At 71.9% G+C, this 20,087-nt stretch carries 20 protein-coding genes; 14 read left to right on the forward strand and 6 right to left on the reverse strand.

What is annotated here, in order from left to right; genetic code table 11:
- Positions 1-10: 10 nt before the first annotated feature.
- From VK611_13880 to typA, 3 genes are read left to right on the forward strand one after another with little or no spacing between them, the layout of a single operon-like run.
- On the forward strand, positions 11-571 hold the full coding sequence (locus VK611_13880; protein HMG42423.1) for a sigma-70 family RNA polymerase sigma factor: 561 nt from the start codon (positions 11-13) through the stop codon (positions 569-571).
- Positions 568-1,275 (forward strand): zf-HC2 domain-containing protein, encoded by a 708-nt coding sequence (locus tag VK611_13885; GenBank protein HMG42424.1) that lies wholly within the window; start codon positions 568-570, stop codon positions 1,273-1,275. The genes VK611_13880 and VK611_13885 overlap by 4 nt, the downstream gene beginning before the upstream one ends.
- A 21-nt stretch (positions 1,276-1,296) precedes the next feature.
- Positions 1,297-3,135, forward strand: a complete 1,839-nt coding sequence (gene typA, locus VK611_13890) for a translational GTPase TypA (protein HMG42425.1) — start codon at positions 1,297-1,299, stop codon at positions 3,133-3,135.
- Between the two features lie 54 nt (positions 3,136-3,189).
- Here typA and VK611_13895 read toward each other — a convergent pair whose 3' ends face one another.
- Entirely contained in the window at positions 3,190-3,687 is a 498-nt protein-coding gene (locus VK611_13895; protein HMG42426.1) for a MarR family transcriptional regulator, read from the reverse strand.
- 98 nt (positions 3,688-3,785) lie between these two features.
- Between VK611_13895 and VK611_13900 the strand changes: the two genes are divergently transcribed.
- The gene (locus tag VK611_13900) at positions 3,786-4,343 is read left to right on the forward strand and encodes a YceI family protein (GenBank protein HMG42427.1); all 558 of its coding nucleotides are present in this window, start codon (positions 3,786-3,788) and stop codon (positions 4,341-4,343) included.
- Between the two features lie 66 nt (positions 4,344-4,409).
- Here the strand turns inward: VK611_13900 and VK611_13905 are convergent, their stop codons facing one another.
- From VK611_13905 to VK611_13920, 4 genes are all read right to left on the reverse strand, one after another.
- Complete coding sequence (locus VK611_13905; protein ID HMG42428.1) at positions 4,410-6,191, reverse strand: ATP-binding protein; 1,782 nt, start codon at positions 6,189-6,191, stop codon at positions 4,410-4,412.
- A 97-nt stretch (positions 6,192-6,288) separates the two neighbouring features.
- Positions 6,289-7,200 carry a 1,4-dihydroxy-2-naphthoyl-CoA synthase gene (locus tag VK611_13910; protein HMG42429.1) on the reverse strand — a complete coding sequence of 304 codons (912 nt, stop codon included), beginning with the start codon at positions 7,198-7,200 and terminating at the stop codon, positions 6,289-6,291.
- Between the two features lie 17 nt (positions 7,201-7,217).
- The gene (locus VK611_13915) at positions 7,218-7,970 is read right to left on the reverse strand and encodes a hypothetical protein (GenBank protein ID HMG42430.1); all 753 of its coding nucleotides are present in this window, start codon (positions 7,968-7,970) and stop codon (positions 7,218-7,220) included.
- Positions 7,971-8,077: 107 nt separating this feature from the next.
- Positions 8,078-9,046, reverse strand: a complete 969-nt coding sequence (locus VK611_13920) for an aldo/keto reductase (protein HMG42431.1) — start codon at positions 9,044-9,046, stop codon at positions 8,078-8,080.
- A gap of 80 nt (positions 9,047-9,126) precedes the next feature.
- Here VK611_13920 and VK611_13925 point away from each other — a divergent pair, with 80 nt between their 5' ends.
- Positions 9,127-9,561 carry a flavodoxin domain-containing protein gene (locus tag VK611_13925; GenBank protein HMG42432.1) on the forward strand — a complete coding sequence of 145 codons (435 nt, stop codon included), beginning with the start codon at positions 9,127-9,129 and terminating at the stop codon, positions 9,559-9,561.
- 65 nt (positions 9,562-9,626) lie between these two features.
- Positions 9,627-10,862, forward strand: coding sequence for an ABC transporter substrate-binding protein (locus tag VK611_13930; protein ID HMG42433.1), 1,236 nt, complete (start codon positions 9,627-9,629; stop codon positions 10,860-10,862).
- Here VK611_13930 and VK611_13935 read toward each other — a convergent pair.
- Complete coding sequence (locus VK611_13935; protein HMG42434.1) at positions 10,808-12,037, reverse strand: homogentisate 1,2-dioxygenase; 1,230 nt, start codon at positions 12,035-12,037, stop codon at positions 10,808-10,810. The two genes, VK611_13930 and VK611_13935, sit on opposite strands and share 55 nt — an antisense overlap.
- Before the next feature lie 73 nt (positions 12,038-12,110).
- On the opposite strand from VK611_13935, the gene VK611_13940 reads away from it, so the two are divergent.
- From VK611_13940 to VK611_13975, 8 genes are all read left to right on the forward strand, one after another.
- Complete coding sequence (locus VK611_13940; GenBank protein HMG42435.1) at positions 12,111-12,878, forward strand: hypothetical protein; 768 nt, start codon at positions 12,111-12,113, stop codon at positions 12,876-12,878.
- Between the two features lie 52 nt (positions 12,879-12,930).
- The gene (gene fahA, locus VK611_13945) at positions 12,931-14,169 is read left to right on the forward strand and encodes a fumarylacetoacetase (protein ID HMG42436.1); all 1,239 of its coding nucleotides are present in this window, start codon (positions 12,931-12,933) and stop codon (positions 14,167-14,169) included.
- On the forward strand, positions 14,166-15,557 hold the full coding sequence (locus VK611_13950; GenBank protein HMG42437.1) for an FAD-binding oxidoreductase: 1,392 nt from the start codon (positions 14,166-14,168) through the stop codon (positions 15,555-15,557). Before fahA ends, VK611_13950 begins: the two co-directional genes overlap by 4 nt.
- Before the next feature lie 35 nt (positions 15,558-15,592).
- Positions 15,593-16,420: a MerR family transcriptional regulator gene (locus tag VK611_13955; protein HMG42438.1), complete on the forward strand. Its 828-nt coding sequence runs from the start codon at positions 15,593-15,595 to the stop codon at positions 16,418-16,420.
- A 27-nt stretch (positions 16,421-16,447) separates the two neighbouring features.
- Positions 16,448-17,644 (forward strand): NADH:flavin oxidoreductase, encoded by a 1,197-nt coding sequence (locus VK611_13960; protein ID HMG42439.1) that lies wholly within the window; start codon positions 16,448-16,450, stop codon positions 17,642-17,644.
- A gap of 224 nt (positions 17,645-17,868) precedes the next feature.
- Positions 17,869-18,237 (forward strand): VOC family protein, encoded by a 369-nt coding sequence (locus VK611_13965; GenBank protein HMG42440.1) that lies wholly within the window; start codon positions 17,869-17,871, stop codon positions 18,235-18,237.
- A 194-nt stretch (positions 18,238-18,431) separates the two neighbouring features.
- Positions 18,432-19,325 (forward strand): HipA domain-containing protein, encoded by an 894-nt coding sequence (locus VK611_13970; protein HMG42441.1) that lies wholly within the window; start codon positions 18,432-18,434, stop codon positions 19,323-19,325.
- Complete coding sequence (locus tag VK611_13975) at positions 19,322-20,083, forward strand: HIRAN domain-containing protein (protein ID HMG42442.1); 762 nt, start codon at positions 19,322-19,324, stop codon at positions 20,081-20,083. The genes VK611_13970 and VK611_13975 overlap by 4 nt, the downstream gene beginning before the upstream one ends.
- Positions 20,084-20,087 lie beyond the last annotated feature (4 nt).

Below are 20,087 nucleotides of genomic sequence, written 5' to 3' on the forward strand. Positions count from 1 at the left end.
AATGACGGGTATGTGGGACGTGTCGGACGAGGCGCTCCTGGCGGGCTACGCCACGGGCGACGCGGAGATGGCCCTCGTCTTCGTCCGCCGCTTCCAGGCCCGGGTCTTCGGGTTGGCGCTGATGATCACCCGTGACCGCAGCGACGCCGACGAGGTGGCCCAGGACGCCTTCGTGCGCGCCTGGCGCTACGCCCGCAGCTTCGACGCCCGCCGTGGCACGGTCAGCGGCTGGCTGCTGGGCATCACCCGCAACGCCGCCGTCGACCGCATGCGGATGGCCGGCGAGCGGCGCGAGCGCTTCGACCCGCGGGGACCCGACGAGCTGGGCATCGACCTGGCCGTGGAGGACGAGGCCGGCCCCACCGCCGAGCGCCACGACGCCCTCGCCCAGGTCGCCCGCTCGCTGACGAGGTTGCCCGCAGCGCAACGGGAGGCGCTGGTCGCCGTTACCTTGCGAGGCCTGAGCACACGTGAGTACGCCGAGGCGGCCGGGGTCCCCCTCGGCACCGCCAAGACCCGGGTGCGCCTGGGCCTGCGCCGCCTGCGCGACCACCTGGAGGTGGAAGCGTGAACGGGCCGCGGCGCTTCACGCCCCTCGGCTGCGAGGAGGTGGGGGAGCTGGCGGCGGAGTTCGCCCTCGGGCTGCTCGTCGGCGCCGAGCGGGCCGCGGTCGTGGCCCACCTGGAGGGCTGCCGGCAGTGCGGCGCCCAGGTGGCCGACCTGGCCGAGGCGGGCGAGCAGATGCTGGTGGTGTCGCCGATCGTCGAGCCCCCGGCCGGCTTCGAGCAGCGGGTGCTGGCCCGTCTCGCCCCGCTGGGACCGCCCGTGGCGCCCCGCCGGCGTCGCTGGCGGGGCACGACGCTGGCCGTCGCCGCGGCCGTGGCCCTGGTGCTCGGCACCGCCGGGCTGGTGCTGCGCTACACCGGCGACGAGCCGGCGCCCACCGAGCCGGCGCCCGCCGAGCGGCTCGCGGCGACGCTGGTGTCGGCCCGGGGGAACCGCGACGTCGGCGACGTCGTGCTCACCGAGGCCGACCCGATGGTCCTCGACCTGGACATGGCCGACTGGATGGAGGAGATCGACACCTGGGGGACGCCGCCGACGGGCCCCTGGTCGCTGCACGTGACCCGGGCGGGCGGCAGCCACGAGGAGCACGTCGTGCCCCTGGCCGACGACTCCACGCCCCAGGTGTCGCTCGAGAGCGGCTCGGCGGCCGTCGAGAAGGTCTGGATCACCGACGGAACCGGCCGGCGCTGGTGCTCCGCTGACCTCTGACGGCCGTAGGCTGTTCCCCTTGTGCTGAATTTCCGGAACGTCGCCATCGTCGCCCACGTCGACCACGGCAAGACCACCCTCGTCGACCAGATGCTGTGGCAGTCCGGCGCGTTCCGGGCCAACCAGGACGTGAACGAGCGCGTCCTCGACAGCAACGACCTGGAGCGTGAGAAGGGCATCACGATCCTCGCCAAGAACACCGCGGTGCGCTACGGCGACATCAAGATCAACATCATCGACACCCCCGGCCACGCCGACTTCGGTGGCGAGGTGGAGCGGGGCCTGTCGATGGTCGACGGCGTGCTGCTGCTGGTCGACGCCTCCGAGGGTCCGCTGCCCCAGACCCGCTTCGTGCTGCGCAAGGCGCTGGAGGCGAAGCTGCCGGTGATGCTGGTGGTCAACAAGGTCGACCGGCCCGACGCCCGCATCGCCGAGGTGGTCAGCGAGGTGGAGGAGCTGTTCCTCGACCTCGACGCCGCCCTGGAGCAGCTCGACTTCCCGATCGTCTACTGCGTGGCCCGCGAGGGCCGGGCGTCGCTGGAGCGACCTGCCGACGGCGCGGGCCTGCCCGAGGGCACCAACCTGAAGCCGCTGCTCGACCTGCTGGTCGAGCGCGTCCCGGCGCCGGAGCACAACCCCGACGCCCCGCTGCAGGCCCTGGTGACCAACCTCGACGCCTCGCCCTACCTGGGCCGCCTGGCGCTGTGCCGGGTGCGGGCCGGCACCATCCACAAGAACCAGCCGGTGGCCTGGTGCCGCACCGACGGCACGATCGAGCCGGCGAAGATCAGCGAGCTGTACGTCACCGAGGCGCTCGACCGGATCCCCGTCGACGAGGCCGGCCCCGGCGAGATCATCGCCATCGCCGGCCTGCCCGACATCACCATCGGCGAGACCCTGGCCGACATCGACGACCCGCGGCCGCTGCCGCTCATCACCATCGACGAGCCCAGCCTGTCGATGACGATCGGCATCAACACCAGCCCGCTCGCCGGCAAGGACAAGGCCGGCAAGAAGCTGACCGCCCGCCTGGTGAAGGGCCGCCTCGACCAGGAGGTCATCGGCAACGTCAGCATCCGGGTGCTGCCCACCGAGCGTCCCGACACCTGGGAGGTGCAGGGCCGCGGCGAGCTGCAGCTCGCGGTGCTGGTGGAGATGATGCGGCGCGAGGGCTTCGAGCTCACCGTGGGCAAGCCGCAGGTGCTGACCCGCGAGATCGACGGTGTCGTGCACGAGCCGATCGACCGCCTCACCGTCGACGTGCCCGAGGAGTACCTGGGCGTCGTCACCCAGCTGCTGGCCCTGCGCAAGGGCCGCATGGAGCAGATCGTCAACCACGGCACCGGCTGGGTGCGGGGCGAGTTCCTGATCCCGGCGCGGGGCCTGATCGGCTTCCGCACCGAGATGCTCACCGAGACGCGGGGCACGGCGCTGCTGCACCACGTGTTCGAGGGCATGGCGCCGTGGGCGGGCGAGATCAAGGCCCGTCGCAACGGTTCGCTGGTGGCCGACCGCTCCGGGCCGACCACCGGGTTCGCCCTGATCAGCCTGCAGGAGCGGGGCCAGCTCTACGTGGCGCCCGGCGTCGACGTGTACGAGGGGATGATCGTGGGGGAGAACGCCCGTGTCGAGGACATGGACGTCAACCCCACCAAGGAGAAGAAGCTCAACAACATCCGGTCGTCCACGGCCGAGGCGTTCGAGAAGCTGATCCCGCCCCGGCCGCTGTCGCTGGAGCAGGCGCTGGAGCTGATCGCCGAGGACGAGTGCGTCGAGGTCACCCCGTCGTTCGTCCGGCTGCGCAAGCTGGTCTTCGACCAGACCGAGCGGGCCCGGGCCGCCAAGCGCGCCAAGGCCTAGACCCGTTCTGTCTTCGCTCAGCCGGCTATGGCCTTCTGAGCGAAGACAGAACGGTCAGATCGGCTCGGGTGGGCGGGCCGCTCCCGGGTTCACGTGGTCGCGGACCTTGCGGAGGATCCGGGCCAGGTCGTCGCGCTCGTCGGGGGTGAGCCGGCCCACGAACTCCTCGTCGAGGTGCCGCAGGTGGGGCTGCACGGCCGCCCGCACCCGGGTCAGGCCCTCGGTGGTGAGCGCCGCGTAGGAGCCGCGGCGGTCGTCGGGGCAGGGGAGCCGTTCGACGAGGCCGGCCTGGGCCAGACGGTCGATCGCCCTGGTCAGGCCGCTGGGCGTGAGGCCGGTCTGGTCGGCCAGGTCGCTCATCCGCAGCCGCCGCTCCGGGGAGCGGGACAGCCGGAGCAGCAGCACGAACGACTGGATCGTCAGACCGCACTCGTCGACGAGGTGGCGGTGGAGCACCTCCTTCAAGCCCTCACCGGACTCGACCAGGAGGCCCGTGAGAGTCATCCGCTCGTCGTCGAGCAGGTCGTCTCGGGTGGTGGTTCGCTCGCTCATATCCGCCTCGCTCCTCACGGGCCAGGCCAGGGGACCGCGATACTTGTGTTTACAAGCGTCTGGGTACCGTCCCCACCATGAGTGACGCAACTGCCACATTGACCCGCACGGTCGATGGCGAAGTATTGCCCGCGCCGGGCTTCTTCGCTCTCGATCCGGCCCACACCCACGTCGGATTTTGCGTCCGGCACATGATGATCGCCAAGGTTCGTGGCCGTTTTTCGGCGTTCCATGGAACGCTGAAGGTCGGCGACGAACCCGGCGACTCGGAGGTCGAGGTCACCGTCGACCTCGCCAGCATCGACACCAAGGACCCGCAGCGCGATGCCCACCTGCGCTCCGCGGACTTCTTCGACGTCGAGAACTTCCCGACGATGGCCTTCCGGAGCACGCGGATCCTCAGTGTCGACGGTGACTGCTTTCGCCTCGACGGCGATCTCACGCTTCACGGCGTCACTCGGCCGATCGCCCTCGACGTGATGTTCGACGGCGTCGGGACAGCTGCGGACGGCGGGCAGCGCATGGGCTTCAGCGCCAGCGGCCAGATCGACCGCGAGGCCTTCGGGCTCACCTGGAACCAGGCGCTCGAGACCGGCGGCGTGCTGGTCGGCAAGCTGATCCGAATCGACATCGAGGCCGAGCTGGTCCGTCAGTAGTACGAACCCCCAGCTCACAGGCCTGGGGCCTGTGGGAGCCGAACCGGAGAGGGGTTGCTGGATGCGTCAGGGGAGCTTCCGGTTCGGCACGAGGCGGAGCAGTCGCGCGTCGTCGTGACTCTCGCTGGTAGCGCCTAGCCGGGCGACGACCGTCGTCCCGCGGCCCGGTCCGCTCTCGACGTGGATGCTGCCGTCGACGACCGCCGCGAACGCCCGCATGGTGGCGATCCCCGACTCCTCGACCTGGGCCGGGTCGTAGCCGCCGCCGTCGTCGCGCACCCGCAGCGTCGTGGCCGTGGCGCCCGCGTTCGCCTCGATCGCCACGTCGACGTTGGTCGCATCGCTGTGCCGCCACACGTTGCGCAGCGCCTCCTGGACGACTCGCAGCAGGATGGTCTCGGTGGTCCAGTCGAGGAAGATGTCGTCGCTGGTGGTGACCGTGAGCCGGGGCGCCGGCATGTCGCCGTAGAGGCTGTCGAGGTAGGCGCGGATGGGGGCCGACAGCGTGCGGGTGCCGCTGCGGTCGGCCTCGAACGGCTGGATGGCCAGCATGAGGTCGCGCAGCGAGTCGGCGTGGTGGGCCAGGTCGTGGCGGACCTGGTTGCCGGCGTCGGACGAGGCGGTGCTGCTGCCGCCGGGCGTGGTGTACGACCCCTGCAGCAGCACGACGGACGTGTAGGCGGACACCGCCTGCTCGTGGAGCTGGGCGGCGACCCGGTGGCGGTCCTCGTCGGCGCGCTGCATGAGCTGGGCCAGCAGCAGGTGCCGCTGGTGCGACGCCTGCCGCACGTCGGCGTACAGCTGGCGGGTCTCGTGAACCCCGGCCAGGTGCCGCAGGCCGGCCAGCACCACCAGCAGCGTGGCGACGCCGAGCGAGAACGGCGCCGCCCAGCTGGTGCGCTCGTCGACGGCGACCGTGGTGAGCACCAGCACGGGCAGGCCCACCAGCGTCACCAGGGTGGCGAGGTAGCCGGCCCGCACCTGGGCGAGCGGGGGCAGGCGGTCGAGACCGCCGCGGCGGCGCTCGCGCGGCAGATGGAGCGGCACCAGCACGCACATGCTCAGGCAGGCGCCGTGCGCGGCGATCAGCGGCGGTGCCGGCAGCGTGAAGCCCGACAGGCCCTGGGCCACCTGCAGGGCGCCGTTGGCCGTGCCGATGAGGCACAGCGCCAGCCCGGCGCGCTCCAGCGTGCGGGCGTTGGGGCCGAGCCGCAGCACCAGGGCCAGCGCCCAGTAGCTGCCGAAGATGAGGCCCATAGTGGCCACGCCGGCGGGCACGGTGAACCAGCGGTCGTCGGCGTCGAGGATGCGGCTGCCCCAGATCAGGATGCACGGCGCCGCGATCACCACGACCGGCATGGCGGCCTCGACCATGTCGACCGAGAACGCCCGCCCGCCCGAGCGGCTGCGGGTGAGCCGGATGATCCCGCCGCTGAGCAGCAGGAGGATGGCGGTGGTGGTGGGCCAGCCGAGCCCGGTGGCCCAGCGGGCGTCGGTGAAGACGCCTCCCAGGATGCCCACCGCCGACGCGCAGAACAGGGCGGTGCCGGCCAGCCACAGCAGGTACGACGGACGGTCGGTCGTGGTGATGGGCGCCTTGTGGATGGCCAGGAGCGACAGGGCGATGGAGGGAACCCCGTAGAGCAGCAGCGGCACGCCCGCGAACAGCACCAGGTACTCGTGGGCGCCGTGCGCGAAGGTCGACAGCGCCGCCAGCACCGGCACGGTCAGCCCCACGTAGAGCGCGCCCAGGCGCCGGGCCGCGGGCGGGAAGATGCCGTCGAAGCTCGTGGGCGCGGTCAGCCAGGCGCGGAAGCGCGCCCCCAGTGCCTGGGCGGGCAGTCCCAACTCGCCCGCGTGACCACTTGATGACATCCCAGTGTCCCCCTAGCCCTCGCCACTCTAGAGGCAATCGGTGGTCGGGCGAGCACGGTGGCGGAGGGGCTCAGTAGTGCCAGGGGAAGGGGGCCCAGTCGGGCGAACGCTTCTCCAGGAACGCCTCGCGGCCCTCGGCGGCCTCGTCGGTCATGTAGGCCAGCCGCGTGGCCTCGCCGGCGAACACCTGCTGGCCGACCAGGCCGTCGTCGATCAGGTTGAGGGCGAACTTGGCCATCCGCTGGGCGGTGGGGCTCTTGGTCATCACCCGGCGACCCCACTCCAGGCCCACCTTCTCGAGCTCGTCGTGGGGGACGACGGCGTTGACCATCCCCATCCGGTGGGCGGCCTCGGCGTCGTACTCGTCGCCGAGGAAGAAGATCTCCCGGGCGAACTTCTGGCCCACCTGGCGGGCCAGGTAGGCGGAGCCGAAGCCGCCGTCGAAGCTGGCGACGTCGGTGTCGGTCTGCTTGAAGCGGGCGTGCTCCCGGCTGGCGAGGGTCAGGTCGCACACCACGTGGAGGCTGTGGCCGCCGCCGGCCGCCCACCCCGGCACCAGGCAGATCACCACCTTCGGCATCGTGCGGATCAGGCGCTGGACCTCGAGGATGTGGAGCCGGCCGCTGCGACCCGGGTCGATCGTCTCGGCGGTCTCGCCCTCGGCGTAGCGGTAGCCGTCGCGGCCGCGGATGCGCTGGTCGCCGCCGGAGCAGAACGCCCAGCCGCCGTCCCTGGGCGAGGGGCCGTTGCCGGTGAGCAGTACGCAGCCGACGTCGGGGCTCTGGCGGGCGTGGTCGAGCGCCCGGTACAGCTCGTCGACGCCGTGGGGGCGGAAGGCGTTGCGCACCTCGGGGCGGTCGAAGGCGACGCGCACCACACCCACGTCGATGGCCCGGTGGTAGGTGATGTCGGTGAAGTCGAAGCCGTCCACCTCCTGCCAGGCCTTCGGGTCGAACAGCGGGGAGATGCCGGGGGTCGCCATGGCGTCCAGCTTGTCCCTCAGACCCCGCGGACGGCGACTTCCGACGCGGCCGTGAAGTCGCGCTCCGGGTCGGCGGTCACGCCCTCGATGTGCAGGACGATCGTGCGGGTGGCGGCGTCGACCTCGACCCGCTGCATGGTGGCCACGTCGACGAGCCGCTGGGAAATACGCTGGCCGTCATCGAACTCCCAGGTCACGTCGATGATGCGCCGGTTCTGGGCGAAGCGGTCGGTGCCGTCGCAGCGGTCGACCTGGTCGAAGCCCGGCACCAGGCCCACCGACAGCACCCGCCGCGGGCCTTCGAGCGTGAAGGTGAGCGACGAGCCGGTGCCGTCGCCGTCCATGCGCCAGGCGGTGTCGTCGGCCCGGTCGACCAGGTTCCCGGCGGCGAAGCCGATCGGCTCGCCGCAGCCGTCGGCCGTGGGCTCCGCCGTCGACGGCACGGCCACCTCGTCGATCGGCAGGTCGACCGCGGTGGGCGGCACGGTGGTCGGCGTGTCGGGTGGGGGCGGCGGCGATCCGCTGGGCGGGCGCACGGTGTCGTCGGCGGGGTCGCCGGGCGGCGCGGCTGCGTCGGGAGCGGCCGGGTCGAGCGTCAGGTTCGGGTCGGCGGCGGGGTCGGACAGGTCGACGTCGCCCGAGTCGGTGCCGTCGGCGGCGCGGCCGTCGGGATCGGCGTCGCCGGTGCCGGCCTCCGAGCCCTGCTGGGAAGCGAGGCTGATGCTGCCGCCCACCCGCACGCCGGCGTCGTCGTCGGCGTCGGCCGACACGACCGTGTAGGCCGTGACCGCGCCCGCGACGATCAGGAGCCCGATGGCCCTGTACAGACTTGCCTGGTTCCCCCACCGATACCGGCCACGCGCCGCGGCGGTTTGGGTCAGCCGATCACCTCGGCGATGCGGGCCATCACGGTGTCGTCGAGCCGGTCCAGGACGTCGAGCGCGGCCAGGTTCTCGCGCACCTGCTCCACCCGGCTGGCGCCGGTGATCACCGTCGACACGTGCGGGTTGTGGGCGCACCAGGCGATGGCGAGCTGGGCCAGCGAGGCGTCCAGCTCGGCGGCGATGCCCTGCAGGGCGCGGATCTGGTCGTTGTAGCGGCCGCTGGTGAGCGAGTTGCGCAGCCACTCGTAGCCGGGCAGGGCGGCGCGGCTGTCGGCGGGCACGTCGCCACCGAGGTACTTGCCGGTGAGCAGGCCCGATGCCAGCGGGCTCCAGGTGGTGAGGCCGAGGCCGAGGTCGTCGTAGAGGCGCAGGTAGGAGCGCTCGACCTTGCGGCGCTCGAACATGTTGTACTGCGGCTGCTCCATCACCGGCTTGTGCAGGTGGTGGCGCTCGGCGATCTCCCAGGCGGCCCGGATGTCGTCGGCCGACCACTCGGACGTGCCCCAGTAGAGCGCCTTGCCCGACGACACGATGTCGGAGCAGGCCCGCACCGTCTCCTCGATCGGGGTGTCGGGGTCGGACCGGTGGCAGAAGATCAGGTCGACGAAGTCGAGCCCGAGGCGTTCGAGCGAGCCGTCGATGGCCTGGAGCAGGTACTTGCGGTTCAGGGTGCTGCGCATGTTGGGGCTGTCGTGGATGCCCCAGAAGAACTTGGTGGAGATCACGTAGGAGTGGCGGGCCCAACCCAGCTCGGCGATCGCCTGACCCATCAGCCGCTCCGACTCACCGCCGGCGTACGACTCGGCGTTGTCGAAGAAGTTGACCCCGCCGTCGTAGGCGGCGGCCATGCAGTCGCGCGCCAGGCCCTTGTCGAGCTGGGCGCCGAACGAGACCCACGACCCGAACGACAGCGCACTCACCTCGAGCCCTGAACGCCCGAGCCTCCTGTACGGCATCTGCATCCCCGGGACCCTAGTCCCACCCCACGTGACGCCCGGACCACCTCCGTGCCGCCCCGGCGGGGGCGTTAATGTGATCCGCCGTGACCCGAGCAGTGGTGATCTACGAGAGCATGACGGGCAACACGGCCCGGGCTGCGCAGTTGATCGGTCAGGCGGCCCGGGAGGCCGGGGCCGAGGTGGCGGTGTTCCCGATCGACGACATCGGGCTCAAGGAGCTGGCCGAGGCCGACGTCGTGTTCGTCGGCACCTGGGTCGACGGGCTGGTCCTGTTCGGCCACCGGCCCGGCCGGAAGGCCAAGCTGCAGCGGATGCCCGTGATCGACGGCAAGCGGGCCGCCGTGTTCATGACCTACGCCATCCACGCCGGCAAGGCGCTCGATCGCCTCGCCGCGGTGGTGGAGGAGCGGGGAGCCACCGTCGTCGCCCGCCAGCTGTTCCGCCGTGATCAACTGCAGGTCGGAGTCGAAGACTTCGTCCACAACACGCTGGCGTCGGTCCCGGCCGCCAACGGCTGAGACACGCCCGCTCGCAGCGGGCAGGCTGGTGAGGTCCTTGAGTCGAGCCGGGGGAGTAGACGGGCGTGCGGGCACGTGTGGGCGACAGGTGGATCGGCCTGGTGGTGGCGGGTGCGCTCGCGCTCGCGTCCACGGCGGCGTGCAGCATCGGCGACGAGCAGGGCAACGACGACGCCGCGTCGGGTGAACCGGTCGCCGTCGAGCAGCAGGTCCGGGTGCCCTCCGATGAGGCCATCGGCGACGGCTGCGGCGAGGCGTCGGCCACCGAGTCGGCCGACCTGGCCGCCGACCGCACCGTCGCCCGCTGTGCCCCCGGCTTTCCCGAGCCGCAGCCGTTGCCGAGCCAGGTGACGCTGCGGGTCGGCATCGAGGACCGCGGTGAGGACCTCGCCCCGGTCCTGCTCGCCGACCGGCTCGACGAGCTCGCGGCCGAGAACCTGGACGTCGAGATCGTCGAGGAGTCGGACCCCGCGAAGCTGTGGCAGGCCCTCGGCCGCGGCGAGATCGACGTGATGGTCGGCGACCTCGACGCCCCCTTCTTCGACCAGGTGAGCGACGGCACGGGCGTGCGCCTGGTGCTGGGCGGGGCGCTGGCGCGGCGGGCCAACGACGTGGCGACGCCGCAGCCGGGCCTCTGGATCCGGGGCGACAAGATGAGCGCCTCCGACAGCTACCACGACCTCGAGGGGTCGGGCTTCGCCATCCCCGACGGCATCGACGACGCGGCCGCCGCGTCGATGACCGCCGTCCTCCGCCAGGACGACCTGTCGCTCAACGAGGTGCGCATCGACCTCACCGGCGGGGCCGACGCCGCCGCGCTGCTCCGCGACGGCAAGGTGACCGGCGCCTGGCTCGACGACACGGCGTGGCCTTCCGTCCAGGGTGACCACCGGTTCCGCCTGGTGGCGACGCTGCCGGCCTCGGAGTCGCTGGGCGGGGTGGTGCTCGCGCCCCGGCTGGTCGACCACGACCGCGACCGGGCGGTGGGGCTCGCCTTCGTCCGGGCGATCATCCGCACGGTCAACACCTACCTGGCCGACGACTACCAGGCCGACGACGAAGTGGTGGCCGCCCTCGCCGAGGCCACCGGCCTGTCCGCCGACGAGCTGCGGGCCACGCCCCCGTGGCTGTTCGACTGGGAGGTGCGCTCGGGCACGACCGACCGGATCCAGGACACGTTCGTGCAGCTCGGGTCGGTGCTCTACGAGGAGTCGCTCCCCCAGCGCGACATCGCCGACCTCACCCTCTACCGCGACGTGGTGGCGCCGGAGTTGGCACCGGCCGCCCAGGACCAGGCGTAGTCGGGGTCCTCGCAGGCCCGGGCGCCGGCGGCCAGCTGCAGCGGGCGGAAGGTGTCGACCATCACCGCCAGCTCCTCGGTGCGCTCCTCGCCCAGGCCCGCCTCGACGCTGCCCGGCTGGGGCCCGTGGGTGAAGCCGGCGGGGTGGAGGCTGATCGACCCCTCGGCGATGCCCGACCCCCGGCGGCTCGTGAAGTTGCCGGCGCAGTAGTAGAGGACCTCGTCGCTGTCGGTGTTGGAGTGGTTGTAGGGCACCGGCACGGCGAGGGGGTGGTAGTCGAGCTTGCGGGGCACGAAGCTGCACACCACGAAGTTGGGGCCGGCGAAGGTCTGGTGGACCGGCGGCGGCTGGTGGACCCGGCCGGTGATCGGCTCGAAGTCGTGGATCGAGAACCGGTAGGGGTAGAGGCAGCCGTCCCAGCCGACCACGTCGAACGGGTGGTGGGCGTAGCGGTAGCGGGTGAGGCCGCCCCGGTGCCGGACGAGGACCTCGGCCGGCCCGGCATCGGCGGGGTCGTCGTCGGCCAGCAGGGGCTCGGTGGGGGCGTGCAGGTCGCGCTCGCAGTAGGGGCTGTGCTCCAGGAACTGGCCCCGGGCCGACAGGTAGCGGGCCGGCGGGCCGACGTGGCCCTGCGCCTCGACCACCAGGACGTCGATCGGATCGCCCGCCGGCGACGTCGGCACCCAGCGGTGGGTGGTGCCGGTGGGCACGACCACGTAGTCGCCCTCCCGGCAGTCGAGCACCCCGAAGCTCGACTCCAATCGCAGGGCGCCCCGGCGCAGGTACACCAGCTCGTCGCCGGTGGCGTTGCGGTAGAGGCCGCTGGGCTCGGTGGGCGCGGCGACGGCGAGGCGGAGGTCGTCGTTGGCGAGCAGGACGGTGCGGCCGGTGACGAGATCGCCCCCGCCGTCGAGGTCGCCGGTGCGGAGGTGGCGGGGGAGGAGGGGCCGGTTCGGCTCAAGGTCCCGGCCAGCGCCGTCGCCGTCGCCCGGAGGCTCGTCCACGTCGTCGGCGCCGAGCAGCGCCGTGGGGGCGTGACGGTGGTAGAGCAGCGCCGACGCGGCGGAGAAGCCGTCCTGCCCCATGAGCTCCTCGGCGTACAGCGCCCCGTCGGCCGTCCGGAACTGGGTGTGCCGTTTGGGCGGAATGTCACCAATTCGTCGGTAGTACGTCATCAAACCTTCTCCCTCCCCGAGGGTAACCTTCGGGCCTCGTTTCGAGGCGGAGGCACGTAGGAGGTCAGCATCCGTGCCGGCATCACTAGTCCCGGTCGTCGAGCGACTCTTCGACGACGCGGGGTTGTTCCCGCCGGCGGCCCATGCGATGGGCGACGCCCTCGTGCTGCACGAGCAGTCCCGCACCGGTCGTTACGGCCGGTTGGTGGGCCCGTTCCTGTGCCCGATCGCCCGTCTCGACGAGCTGGAGGCCTGCGTCGCCGGCGGCGCGCCCCGGCCCCCGGAGCTGAGCCTGGTCGCCTACCAGGGTGAGGCGCCGTGGCGGCGCCGGCTGACGCTGCGGCCGGGCGTCGTGCAGATCGAGGCGCCGCTGGGCCAGGCCCTGCCCGAGGACGCCGCCCGGCTGGTGCGCTACGTCGAGCTGCCGGGGCGGGGCGACGTCGAGCGGGCGGTCGAGGAGATCGCCCGGGCCAACGCCCGCGTGAAGGTGCGCTGCGGCGGGCTGATGCCCGACTCGGTGCCGTCGTCGCACCGCCTGGCCGAGGTGCTGACGGCCTGCGCCCGGCGCCGGGTGCCGCTGAAGGCCACCGCGGGGCTCCACCACCCCTTTCGTCAGGAGGGGGGCCAGCACGGGTTCCTGAACCTGCTGGCCGCGGCGTCGGCGGCGTCGGCGGGCGAGAGCGTCGAGTCCCTCGTCGACCTGCTCGACACCGAGGAGGAGAAGGGCGACCAGGTGATCCGGCGCATCGACCGCTCCTCCCGCTCGCTCGTCGCCTCGATCGGCACCTGCTCGATCGACGAGCCCGCCGAACACCTCCGCCGCCTGGGCATCCTCCAGTGAGAGGCCCCGCGGCCAGGTCGCTCGTGCACGTTCTGAGGAGGTTCTTGCCGGCGTGCTGACGTCGTGGGTGGTGGGCGCTGACGGGTCGGGGTTCCCGGCGGAGCACCTGCCCTACGGCGTGTTCGCCGAGCCCGGCGGGGTGCCGCGGGTGGGCGCCCGCATCGGCGACCACGTGGTCGACCTGGCCCGGTTGGCGCAGGACCGGGTGCTCGACGGGCCGTTCGCGCAGCCGTCGCTCAACGGGTTCATGGCCGAGGGGCCGGCCCGCTGGCGGCTGGTGCGGGAGACGCTCACCGAGCTCGTCTGCAACACCGACTTCCGGGATGCCGTCGGCCCGGCGCTGCTGCCCCTCGATGCCGTGGCCCTGCAGCTGCCGTTCACGGTGGCCGACTACGTCGACTTCTACAGCTCGATCCACCACGCCACGAACGTGGGCCGGCTGTTCCGTCCCGACGCCGAGCCGCTGCTGCCCAACTGGCGGCACCTGCCGGTCGGCTACCACGGGCGGGCAGGGACGGTGGTGGTGTCGGGGTCGCCGGTGGTCCGGCCGTCGGGGCAGCTCGGGCCGGGGCCCGACGGGGCGGTGGGGTTCGGGCCGAGCGCCCGGCTCGACATCGAGTTGGAGGTGGGGTTCGTCGTCGGCGTGCCGAGCATGCCGGCCCGGCCGGTGACGGTGGCGACCGCGCCGGCGCACGTGTTCGGGGTGGTGCTGGTGAACGACTGGTCGGCGCGGGACGTCCAGGCCTGGGAGTACCAGCCGCTGGGGCCGTTCCTGGGCAAGTCGTTCGCCACGTCGGTGTCGGCCTGGGTGACGCCGCTGGCGGCCCTGTCGGCCTGCCGCGTGCCGGGGCCTCGGCAGGAGCCGCCCCCGCTGCCGCACCTGGCGCCCGTGCCCGAGGAGCCGTGGGGCCTGGCGCTCGACCTCGCCGTCGACCTGCGGCCGTCGGGAGTCGAGGCTGACGGCGGTGGCGACCCGGCCACGGTGTCCGCCACGTCGTTCGCCGACATGTACTGGCAGTTCCCGCAGCAGATCGCCCACCTGACGTCGAACGGGGCGCACCTGCGCAACGGCGACCTGCTGGCCTCGGGCACGGTGTCGGGGCCGACCCGGGGGAGCGAGGGCAGCCTGCTGGAGCTGACCCGGGGCGGAGCGGAGCCGCTGGTGGTGGGCGGTGCCACCCGGTCGTTCCTGGAGGACGGCGACGAGGTGACGCTGCGGGGCTCGGCGGCGGTCGCCCCCGACGTGACGTTGACCCTGGGCGAGGTGCGGGGCCGTATCGTGCCGGCATGAGCGGTAGCGGCGACCTCGACGGCTTCCTCGCGGAGGCCGGCAAGGTGGTGGGGGAGCGGCACGTGCTCACCGACCCGGCCGACACCGCCGGACACGTGGTCGACTGGACCCGGCGCTGGACCGGCAGCACGGGCGGGGTGGTGCGGCCCGCCGACACCGACGAGGTCGCCGGCCTCGTCGCCGCCGCCCGTCGCTACCACGTCGCACTGGTGGCCCAGGGCGGCAACACGGGGCTGGTCGGCGGCGCCATCCCGCAGGCGGCGGACCAGGTGGTGGTCGACCTGCGCCGGCTCTCGGTGCTGGCCCCGGTGGACGAGCTGGCCGCCCAGGTGACGGTCGGGGCCGGCGTCACCCTGGCGGCGTTGCAGGCCCACGCCCGGGCGGCGGGCCTGCGCTTCGGCGTCGACCTGGGCGCCCGCGACTCGGCGACCGTGGGCGGCATGGTGGCGACCAACGCCGGCGGGCTGCACGTGGTGCGCTTCGGGGCCATGCGGTCGCAGGTGGTCGGCGTCGAGGCGGTGCTGGGGACGGGTGCCGTGGTGAGCCGCCTGTCGGGGCTGGTGAAGGACAACACGGGTTACGACCTGGCGCAGCTCCTGTGCGGCAGCGAGGGCACGTTGGGGCTGGTCACGAAGGTGCGGCTGCGGCTGGTCCCGCCGCCCGGGGAGCAGGTGGTCGGCCTGCTGGCGGTCGACTCCGTGGCGACGGCGGTGGCCCTGGCCGCGGGGCTGCGACGGCACCTGCCGGGCGTGCAGGCGCTGGAGCTGATGGACGGCGACAACTTCCGCCTGGTCGCCGACCACCTCGGCGTGCCCCCACCCGTCGCTCCCGACGCCGGAGCGTTCCTCCTGGTCGAGGTGGAGGGCGCCGACGACCCGACCGAGGGCCTGGCCCGGGCGCTCGCCAACGCCGACGTGCTCGACGCGGCCGTCGCCACGTCCGGTCCCGACCGTGCCCGGCTGTGGCGGTTCCGCGAAGCCCACTCCGAGGTCGGGGCGACGTTCGGTGTGGTCCACAAGCTCGACGTCACCCTGCCCACCGCGGCGTTCGCCGAGTTCTGCGTCGACGTGCGGGCCGAGGTGGCAGCGCGGTGGCCGGACGCGGTGACGCTGCTGTTCGGCCACGTCGGCGACGGGAACGTCCACGTCAACGTCGTGCTGCCGGAGACCGCCGGCGCCGATTCGGGCGAGGAGCTCGACGACCTGGTGCTGGGGCTGGTGGTGGCGCGGGGCGGGTCGATCAGCGCCGAGCACGGCATCGGCATCGCCAAGCAGCGCTGGCTGGCCCGCGACCGCAGCCCCGACGAGCTGTCCGCCATGCGCGCCATCAAGGCCGCCCTCGACCCCGACGGCATCCTCAACCCGTCGGTGCTGCTGGGGCCTCCTTGACCCTCCCCCAGGGGGAGGCGCCTACGTTGTCGGCCATGAGCGACGGGTCGATGACCATCGGGACCTTCTCCCGGGCGAGCCTGCTGTCGGTGAAGACGCTGCGGGCCTACCACGAGGCCGGCATCCTCGTGCCCGCCCAGGTCGACCCCCGCACGGGCTACCGGGTGTACCACTCGTCGCAGCTCACCGACGCCGCCGTGGTGCTGCGGCTGCGGCAGCTCGACCTGCCGCTCGAGCAGGTGCGCCAGATCGTGACCGCCCGCGACCCCGAGGTGACCCGCCGGCTGCTGTCCGAGCACACCGCCCGGATGCAGTCCCGGCTCGACGACGTCGCCCGCATCGTCACCGAGCTGCAGGACACCGCCACGCACCCCGAGGCGCACACGCCGGTGCACGTCCGGGACGAGGGTGCGGTGCACACGCTCAGCCGCCGGGGGCGGGTCAGCGAGGCGACGTTCGCGTCGTTCCTGGGCCATGCCTACGACGAGCTGGAGCGGATGGCGGCGCGGCTGGGGGTGTCGCCGTCGGGGCCGCCGGGTGGGCTCTACCCGCCGGAGATCGTCGACGACGACGCCGAGGACGTCGAGGCGTACCTGCCGCTGCCGGCGCCCGTGGGCCTGCCCGACGACCGCGGTGACGTGTTCCTGGGCGAGGTGCCGGCGGCGCGGGTGGCCGTGGCGACCCACCTGGGGCCGTACGACACGATCTCCGAGCAGTACCGGCGGCTGGGAGGCTGGGTGGCCGAGAACGCCACGCCGGCCGACCTGCCCGTGCGAGAGATCTACGTGGTGAGCTACGACCAGACCGACGACCCCGGGCGCTTCCGCACCGAGATCCACTGGCCGATCACCACCGGGGGCTAGTCGCTTCGCTCTGACCAGGGGGACCACATGACCGCTTCCGCCACCGGCGGCGTTGCCGCTGCCACTGCCGTCGAGCCGTTCGCTCCGGCACCGCTGGGGCCGCTGACTCTGCGCAACCGGGTGATCAAGGCCGCCACCTTCGAGGGGCTGACCCGGAAGCACGTGGTGAACGACCGGCTGGTGGAGTTCCACCGGGTGGTCGCGGCCGGGGGAGTGGGGATGACGACGCTGGCGTTCTGCGCCGTGTCGCCCGACGGCTGCGCCACCCCCAACGAGATCGTGATCATCCCGGAGATGGCGCCGGGCCTGGCCCACCTCGCCGAGGCCGTGCACGCCGAGGGGGCGGCGGTGTCGGCCCAGCTGGGCCATGCCGGCGCCGTGGCCGCGGCGACCGGGCACCGGGGCGTGTCGCCGTCGCCGGTGTTCAGCCCGCTGGCCATGCGGCGGACCCGGCAGATCGGCGTCGACCAGATCGTCCGGGTGGTCGACGACTTCGCCCGGTCCGCCCGCCTGGTGGCCGACGCCGGGTTCGACGCCGTCGAGGTCCACATGGGCCACGGCTACCTGCTCAGCGAGTTCCTGAGCCCTTCGCTCAACAAGCGGACCGACGAGTGGGGCGGGTCGCTGGAGAACCGGGCCCGGTTCCCGCTCGAGGTGGTGCGGGCCGTGCGATCGGCCGTGGGTGACGGGGTGGCGGTGCTGGTCAAGCTCAACATGGCCGACGGCGTGCCGGGCGGGCTGTGGCTCGACGAGAGCGTCGCCGTGGCCCGGATGCTGGAGGCCGACGGGGCCGCCCACGCCCTGGAGCTGACCGCCGGCAGCTCGCTCCAGAACCCGATGTACCTGTTCCGGGGCGAGGCGCCGATGGCCGAGATGGCCCGGACGATGCCGAAGCTGATCCGGCCGGCGTTCCGGCTGGTGGGGGCGAGGTTCCTGAAGTCGTACCCGTTCGAGGAGGCCTACCTGCTGCCCTACGCCCGGCAGTTCAGGGCCGCCGTCGGGCTGCCGCTGGTGCTGCTCGGGGGCATCAACCGGCTCGACACGGTGCGCCTGGCGCTCGACGAGGGCTTCGACTTCGTCGCCATGGGCCGGGCGCTGTTGCGGGAGCCCGACCTGCTGCGGCGCTGGCAGGAGGGCGCGACCGGCGAGTCGCTGTGCGTGCACTGCAACAAGTGCATGGCCACGATCTACCGCGGCACCCGCTGCGTCCTCGTGGAGGACTGAGGCTCGCGTCTGGGGGTCCGACGCGAAGGACCCCGTCCCGGCGGAGGACGGGGGCCCTTCACATCGGTGTGCCGACAGGGAGGGGGCGGGTCCTTCTCCACCGTCGGCGTGACAGCATGGCGGGCTCGCTGTCGACGGTTGGCTACCCCTGGCCCGAGGCCGGAAACAAGATTCCTCGCTCTCCCGCTTGACCCTCCCCCTGGGAGAGCCCGGAGGGTGGCGGTATGACGCTGCAACTCGCCAACGTGTCCTTCGACTGCGACGACGCGCTGAAGGTCGCCACCTTCTGGTCGGCGGTGCTCGACCGTCCGCTCGACGCCGACGCGAGCGAGGACTTCGCCTCCATCGGCGCCGGCTCCCATGGCACGGGCGGTCAGGGCTGGCTGTTCACCAAGGTCCCGGAGCCCAAGGTCGCCAAGAACCGCTGCCACGTCGACCTCCACGCCGACGACCGGGACGGGGTCCAGAGCGAGGTCGACCGCCTCGTCGGCCTGGGAGCCACCGTGCTGCGCGACCCCAAGGAGGAGTTCGGCGTCTACTGGGGCACCCTCCAGGACCCCGAGGGCAACGAGCTCTGCCTCGCCGCCCCCTGAGTAGCCCGCTCGGCCCGTCCGGATGCCCAACGAAGGCCGGGGTCGGGGCGGATAGCGCACGTGGTGTCAACGGGCCTAAGCCTCGATGGCCTGTCGGGTCGTGACAGTGCCCGCCTGTAGGGTGCATCGTCCGGACCAGTTGACCTGGTACGAGCCAGCTCACGGCCCATCCCAGGAACTGTTCAGAGGCCACGATGCCGTTCCTCATCATTGACGTATCAGGCTGGCCACCCGCCAGGGAGGAGCAACTCGGCACCAAGCCGAAGCAATGGCTGGCCCGCCCTTCCGATGGTGGGCTCTGGCTATGGAAGGAGTCGACCTGGAACGTCGGCAAAGGCGGGGACCCCTACCGAAAGGGCGATGACTGGTCCGAGCGAATCGCGTGCGAGGTCGGGCGAGCTCTCGGCATTCCAGTTGCCGAGGTCGAGCTTGCCTCCCACCACGGACGTCTCGGCGTTGTCAGCCGACGTTTCGTGAACAGCTCCGAGGGACTGGTTCATGGCAACGAGCTCCTCGCGCAGCAGAACGATCCGTGTAGCGCCCCGACCTACACGGTTGGGACGGTGATGTCGGTTCTCTCGGACGTGGCGCCGCCGGACGATCACCATGCGTTGCCAACTGCTATCGACTGGTTCGCCGGCTACCTGGTTCTCGATGCACTCGTCGGCAACACCGATCGTCACATCGAGAATTGGGGAGTCATCCGTCGCACGGGTGATCCGGACCGACTCGCTCCAAGTTTCGACCACGCCTCCAGCTTGGGATTCCTGCTCGACGATGACCAGCGGGCCGAGCTTCTGGAAGGCCGCGACATCAACCGCACAGTCCAGGCCTTTGCCTCCCGGACCCGTACGAAGTTCGACGATCGCCCGCACACAGCCGATGCCGCCCTCGATCTCCTCGCCCAACTGGATCCAGAGACTCGACAGCACTGGATCACCCGGGTGACGTCCTTGGAGTCCATCGATGATGTCCTGCACCGGGTCCCTGCCAGCAGCATGAGCGAGACGGCTCGAGCCTTTGCTTCGAGTCTCTACCAGGAGAATCACGCCAAATTGTCACAGGGCTTTCGTAGTCTGAGTACATGACCAGCGAACACGGCTCGACCGAGCGTCGTCTCTACGTGTCCTGGCGCGACCCGATCGGCTCGATCCATCCGATCGGCATGCTTGTTCGACGTCGAGGTGCAGAAGGCGAGCGGTTCCTCTTCGCCTATCTGAAGCTGGCCGAGCAACTCCCCGAGTTCAGGCCGCTACCTGGCTTGCCAGAGCTGCACAGGCGTTACGAGAGCCGATCGCTGTTCCCTGTGTTCGCTAACCGTGTTATGCCTCGGAGCCGACCGGACTTCGACCTCCTTGCTCATCGCGTCGACCTCGATGGCGATGCGGATCCCTTCGAGGTCATGGCCCGTAGCGGAGGCGTGCGTGCCACCGATCGGATCGAGGTCTTCTCGGGACCTGTGCGGACAGCGGAGAACCGAACGACTTGTCTCTTCTTCGCTCGAGGTATCCGGCACATCGAGGGTGCTGAGCAAGCAGTCGCTGACCTGGTACCGGGGGATCGACTCGTGCTGACCCTCGACCCGATGAATGACTTCAACCCTCGGGCCATGCTGATGCGAGTCAGCGACGGACGCTCCGTCGGATACGTCCCCGACTATCTCCTCGAGCACATCCACGAGCTTCGCGATCTAAACGGTTCCGACCCAGAGATCCTGGTCGAGCACGTCAACGACGAGACAACGGCACCGCATCTCCGCCTCCTTTGCCGTCTAGATGCTCCTTGGCCACCTGGCTACGAACCCTTCTCCGACGCGCAGTTCAGGCCGTTGGCGTCGCTCGCTTGAGCGA

The sequence above is a fragment of the Acidimicrobiales bacterium genome, assembly GCA_035316325.1.
GTDB lineage: Bacteria > Actinomycetota > Acidimicrobiia > Acidimicrobiales > VFJN01 > DASXTK01.

Excerpts from the sequence above, each read along its gene's own strand:
- VK611_13880 (HMG42423.1), top strand. The coding sequence starts at position 11 with ATGTGGGACGTGTCGGACGAGGCGCTCCTGGCGGGCTACGCCACGGGC.
- VK611_13895 (HMG42426.1), bottom strand. The coding sequence starts at position 3,687 with ATGAGCGAGCGAACCACCACCCGAGACGACCTGCTCGACGACGAGCGG.
- VK611_13910 (HMG42429.1), bottom strand. The coding sequence starts at position 7,200 with ATGGCGACCCCCGGCATCTCCCCGCTGTTCGACCCGAAGGCCTGGCAG.
- VK611_13920 (HMG42431.1), bottom strand. The coding sequence starts at position 9,046 with ATGCAGATGCCGTACAGGAGGCTCGGGCGTTCAGGGCTCGAGGTGAGT.
- VK611_13935 (HMG42434.1), bottom strand. The coding sequence starts at position 12,037 with ATGACGTACTACCGACGAATTGGTGACATTCCGCCCAAACGGCACACC.
- VK611_13950 (HMG42437.1), top strand. The coding sequence starts at position 14,166 with ATGAGCGGTAGCGGCGACCTCGACGGCTTCCTCGCGGAGGCCGGCAAG.
- VK611_13955 (HMG42438.1), top strand. The coding sequence starts at position 15,593 with ATGAGCGACGGGTCGATGACCATCGGGACCTTCTCCCGGGCGAGCCTG.
- VK611_13960 (HMG42439.1), top strand. The coding sequence starts at position 16,448 with ATGACCGCTTCCGCCACCGGCGGCGTTGCCGCTGCCACTGCCGTCGAG.
- VK611_13965 (HMG42440.1), top strand. The coding sequence starts at position 17,869 with ATGACGCTGCAACTCGCCAACGTGTCCTTCGACTGCGACGACGCGCTG.
- VK611_13970 (HMG42441.1), top strand. The coding sequence starts at position 18,432 with ATGCCGTTCCTCATCATTGACGTATCAGGCTGGCCACCCGCCAGGGAG.
- VK611_13975 (HMG42442.1), top strand. The coding sequence starts at position 19,322 with ATGACCAGCGAACACGGCTCGACCGAGCGTCGTCTCTACGTGTCCTGG.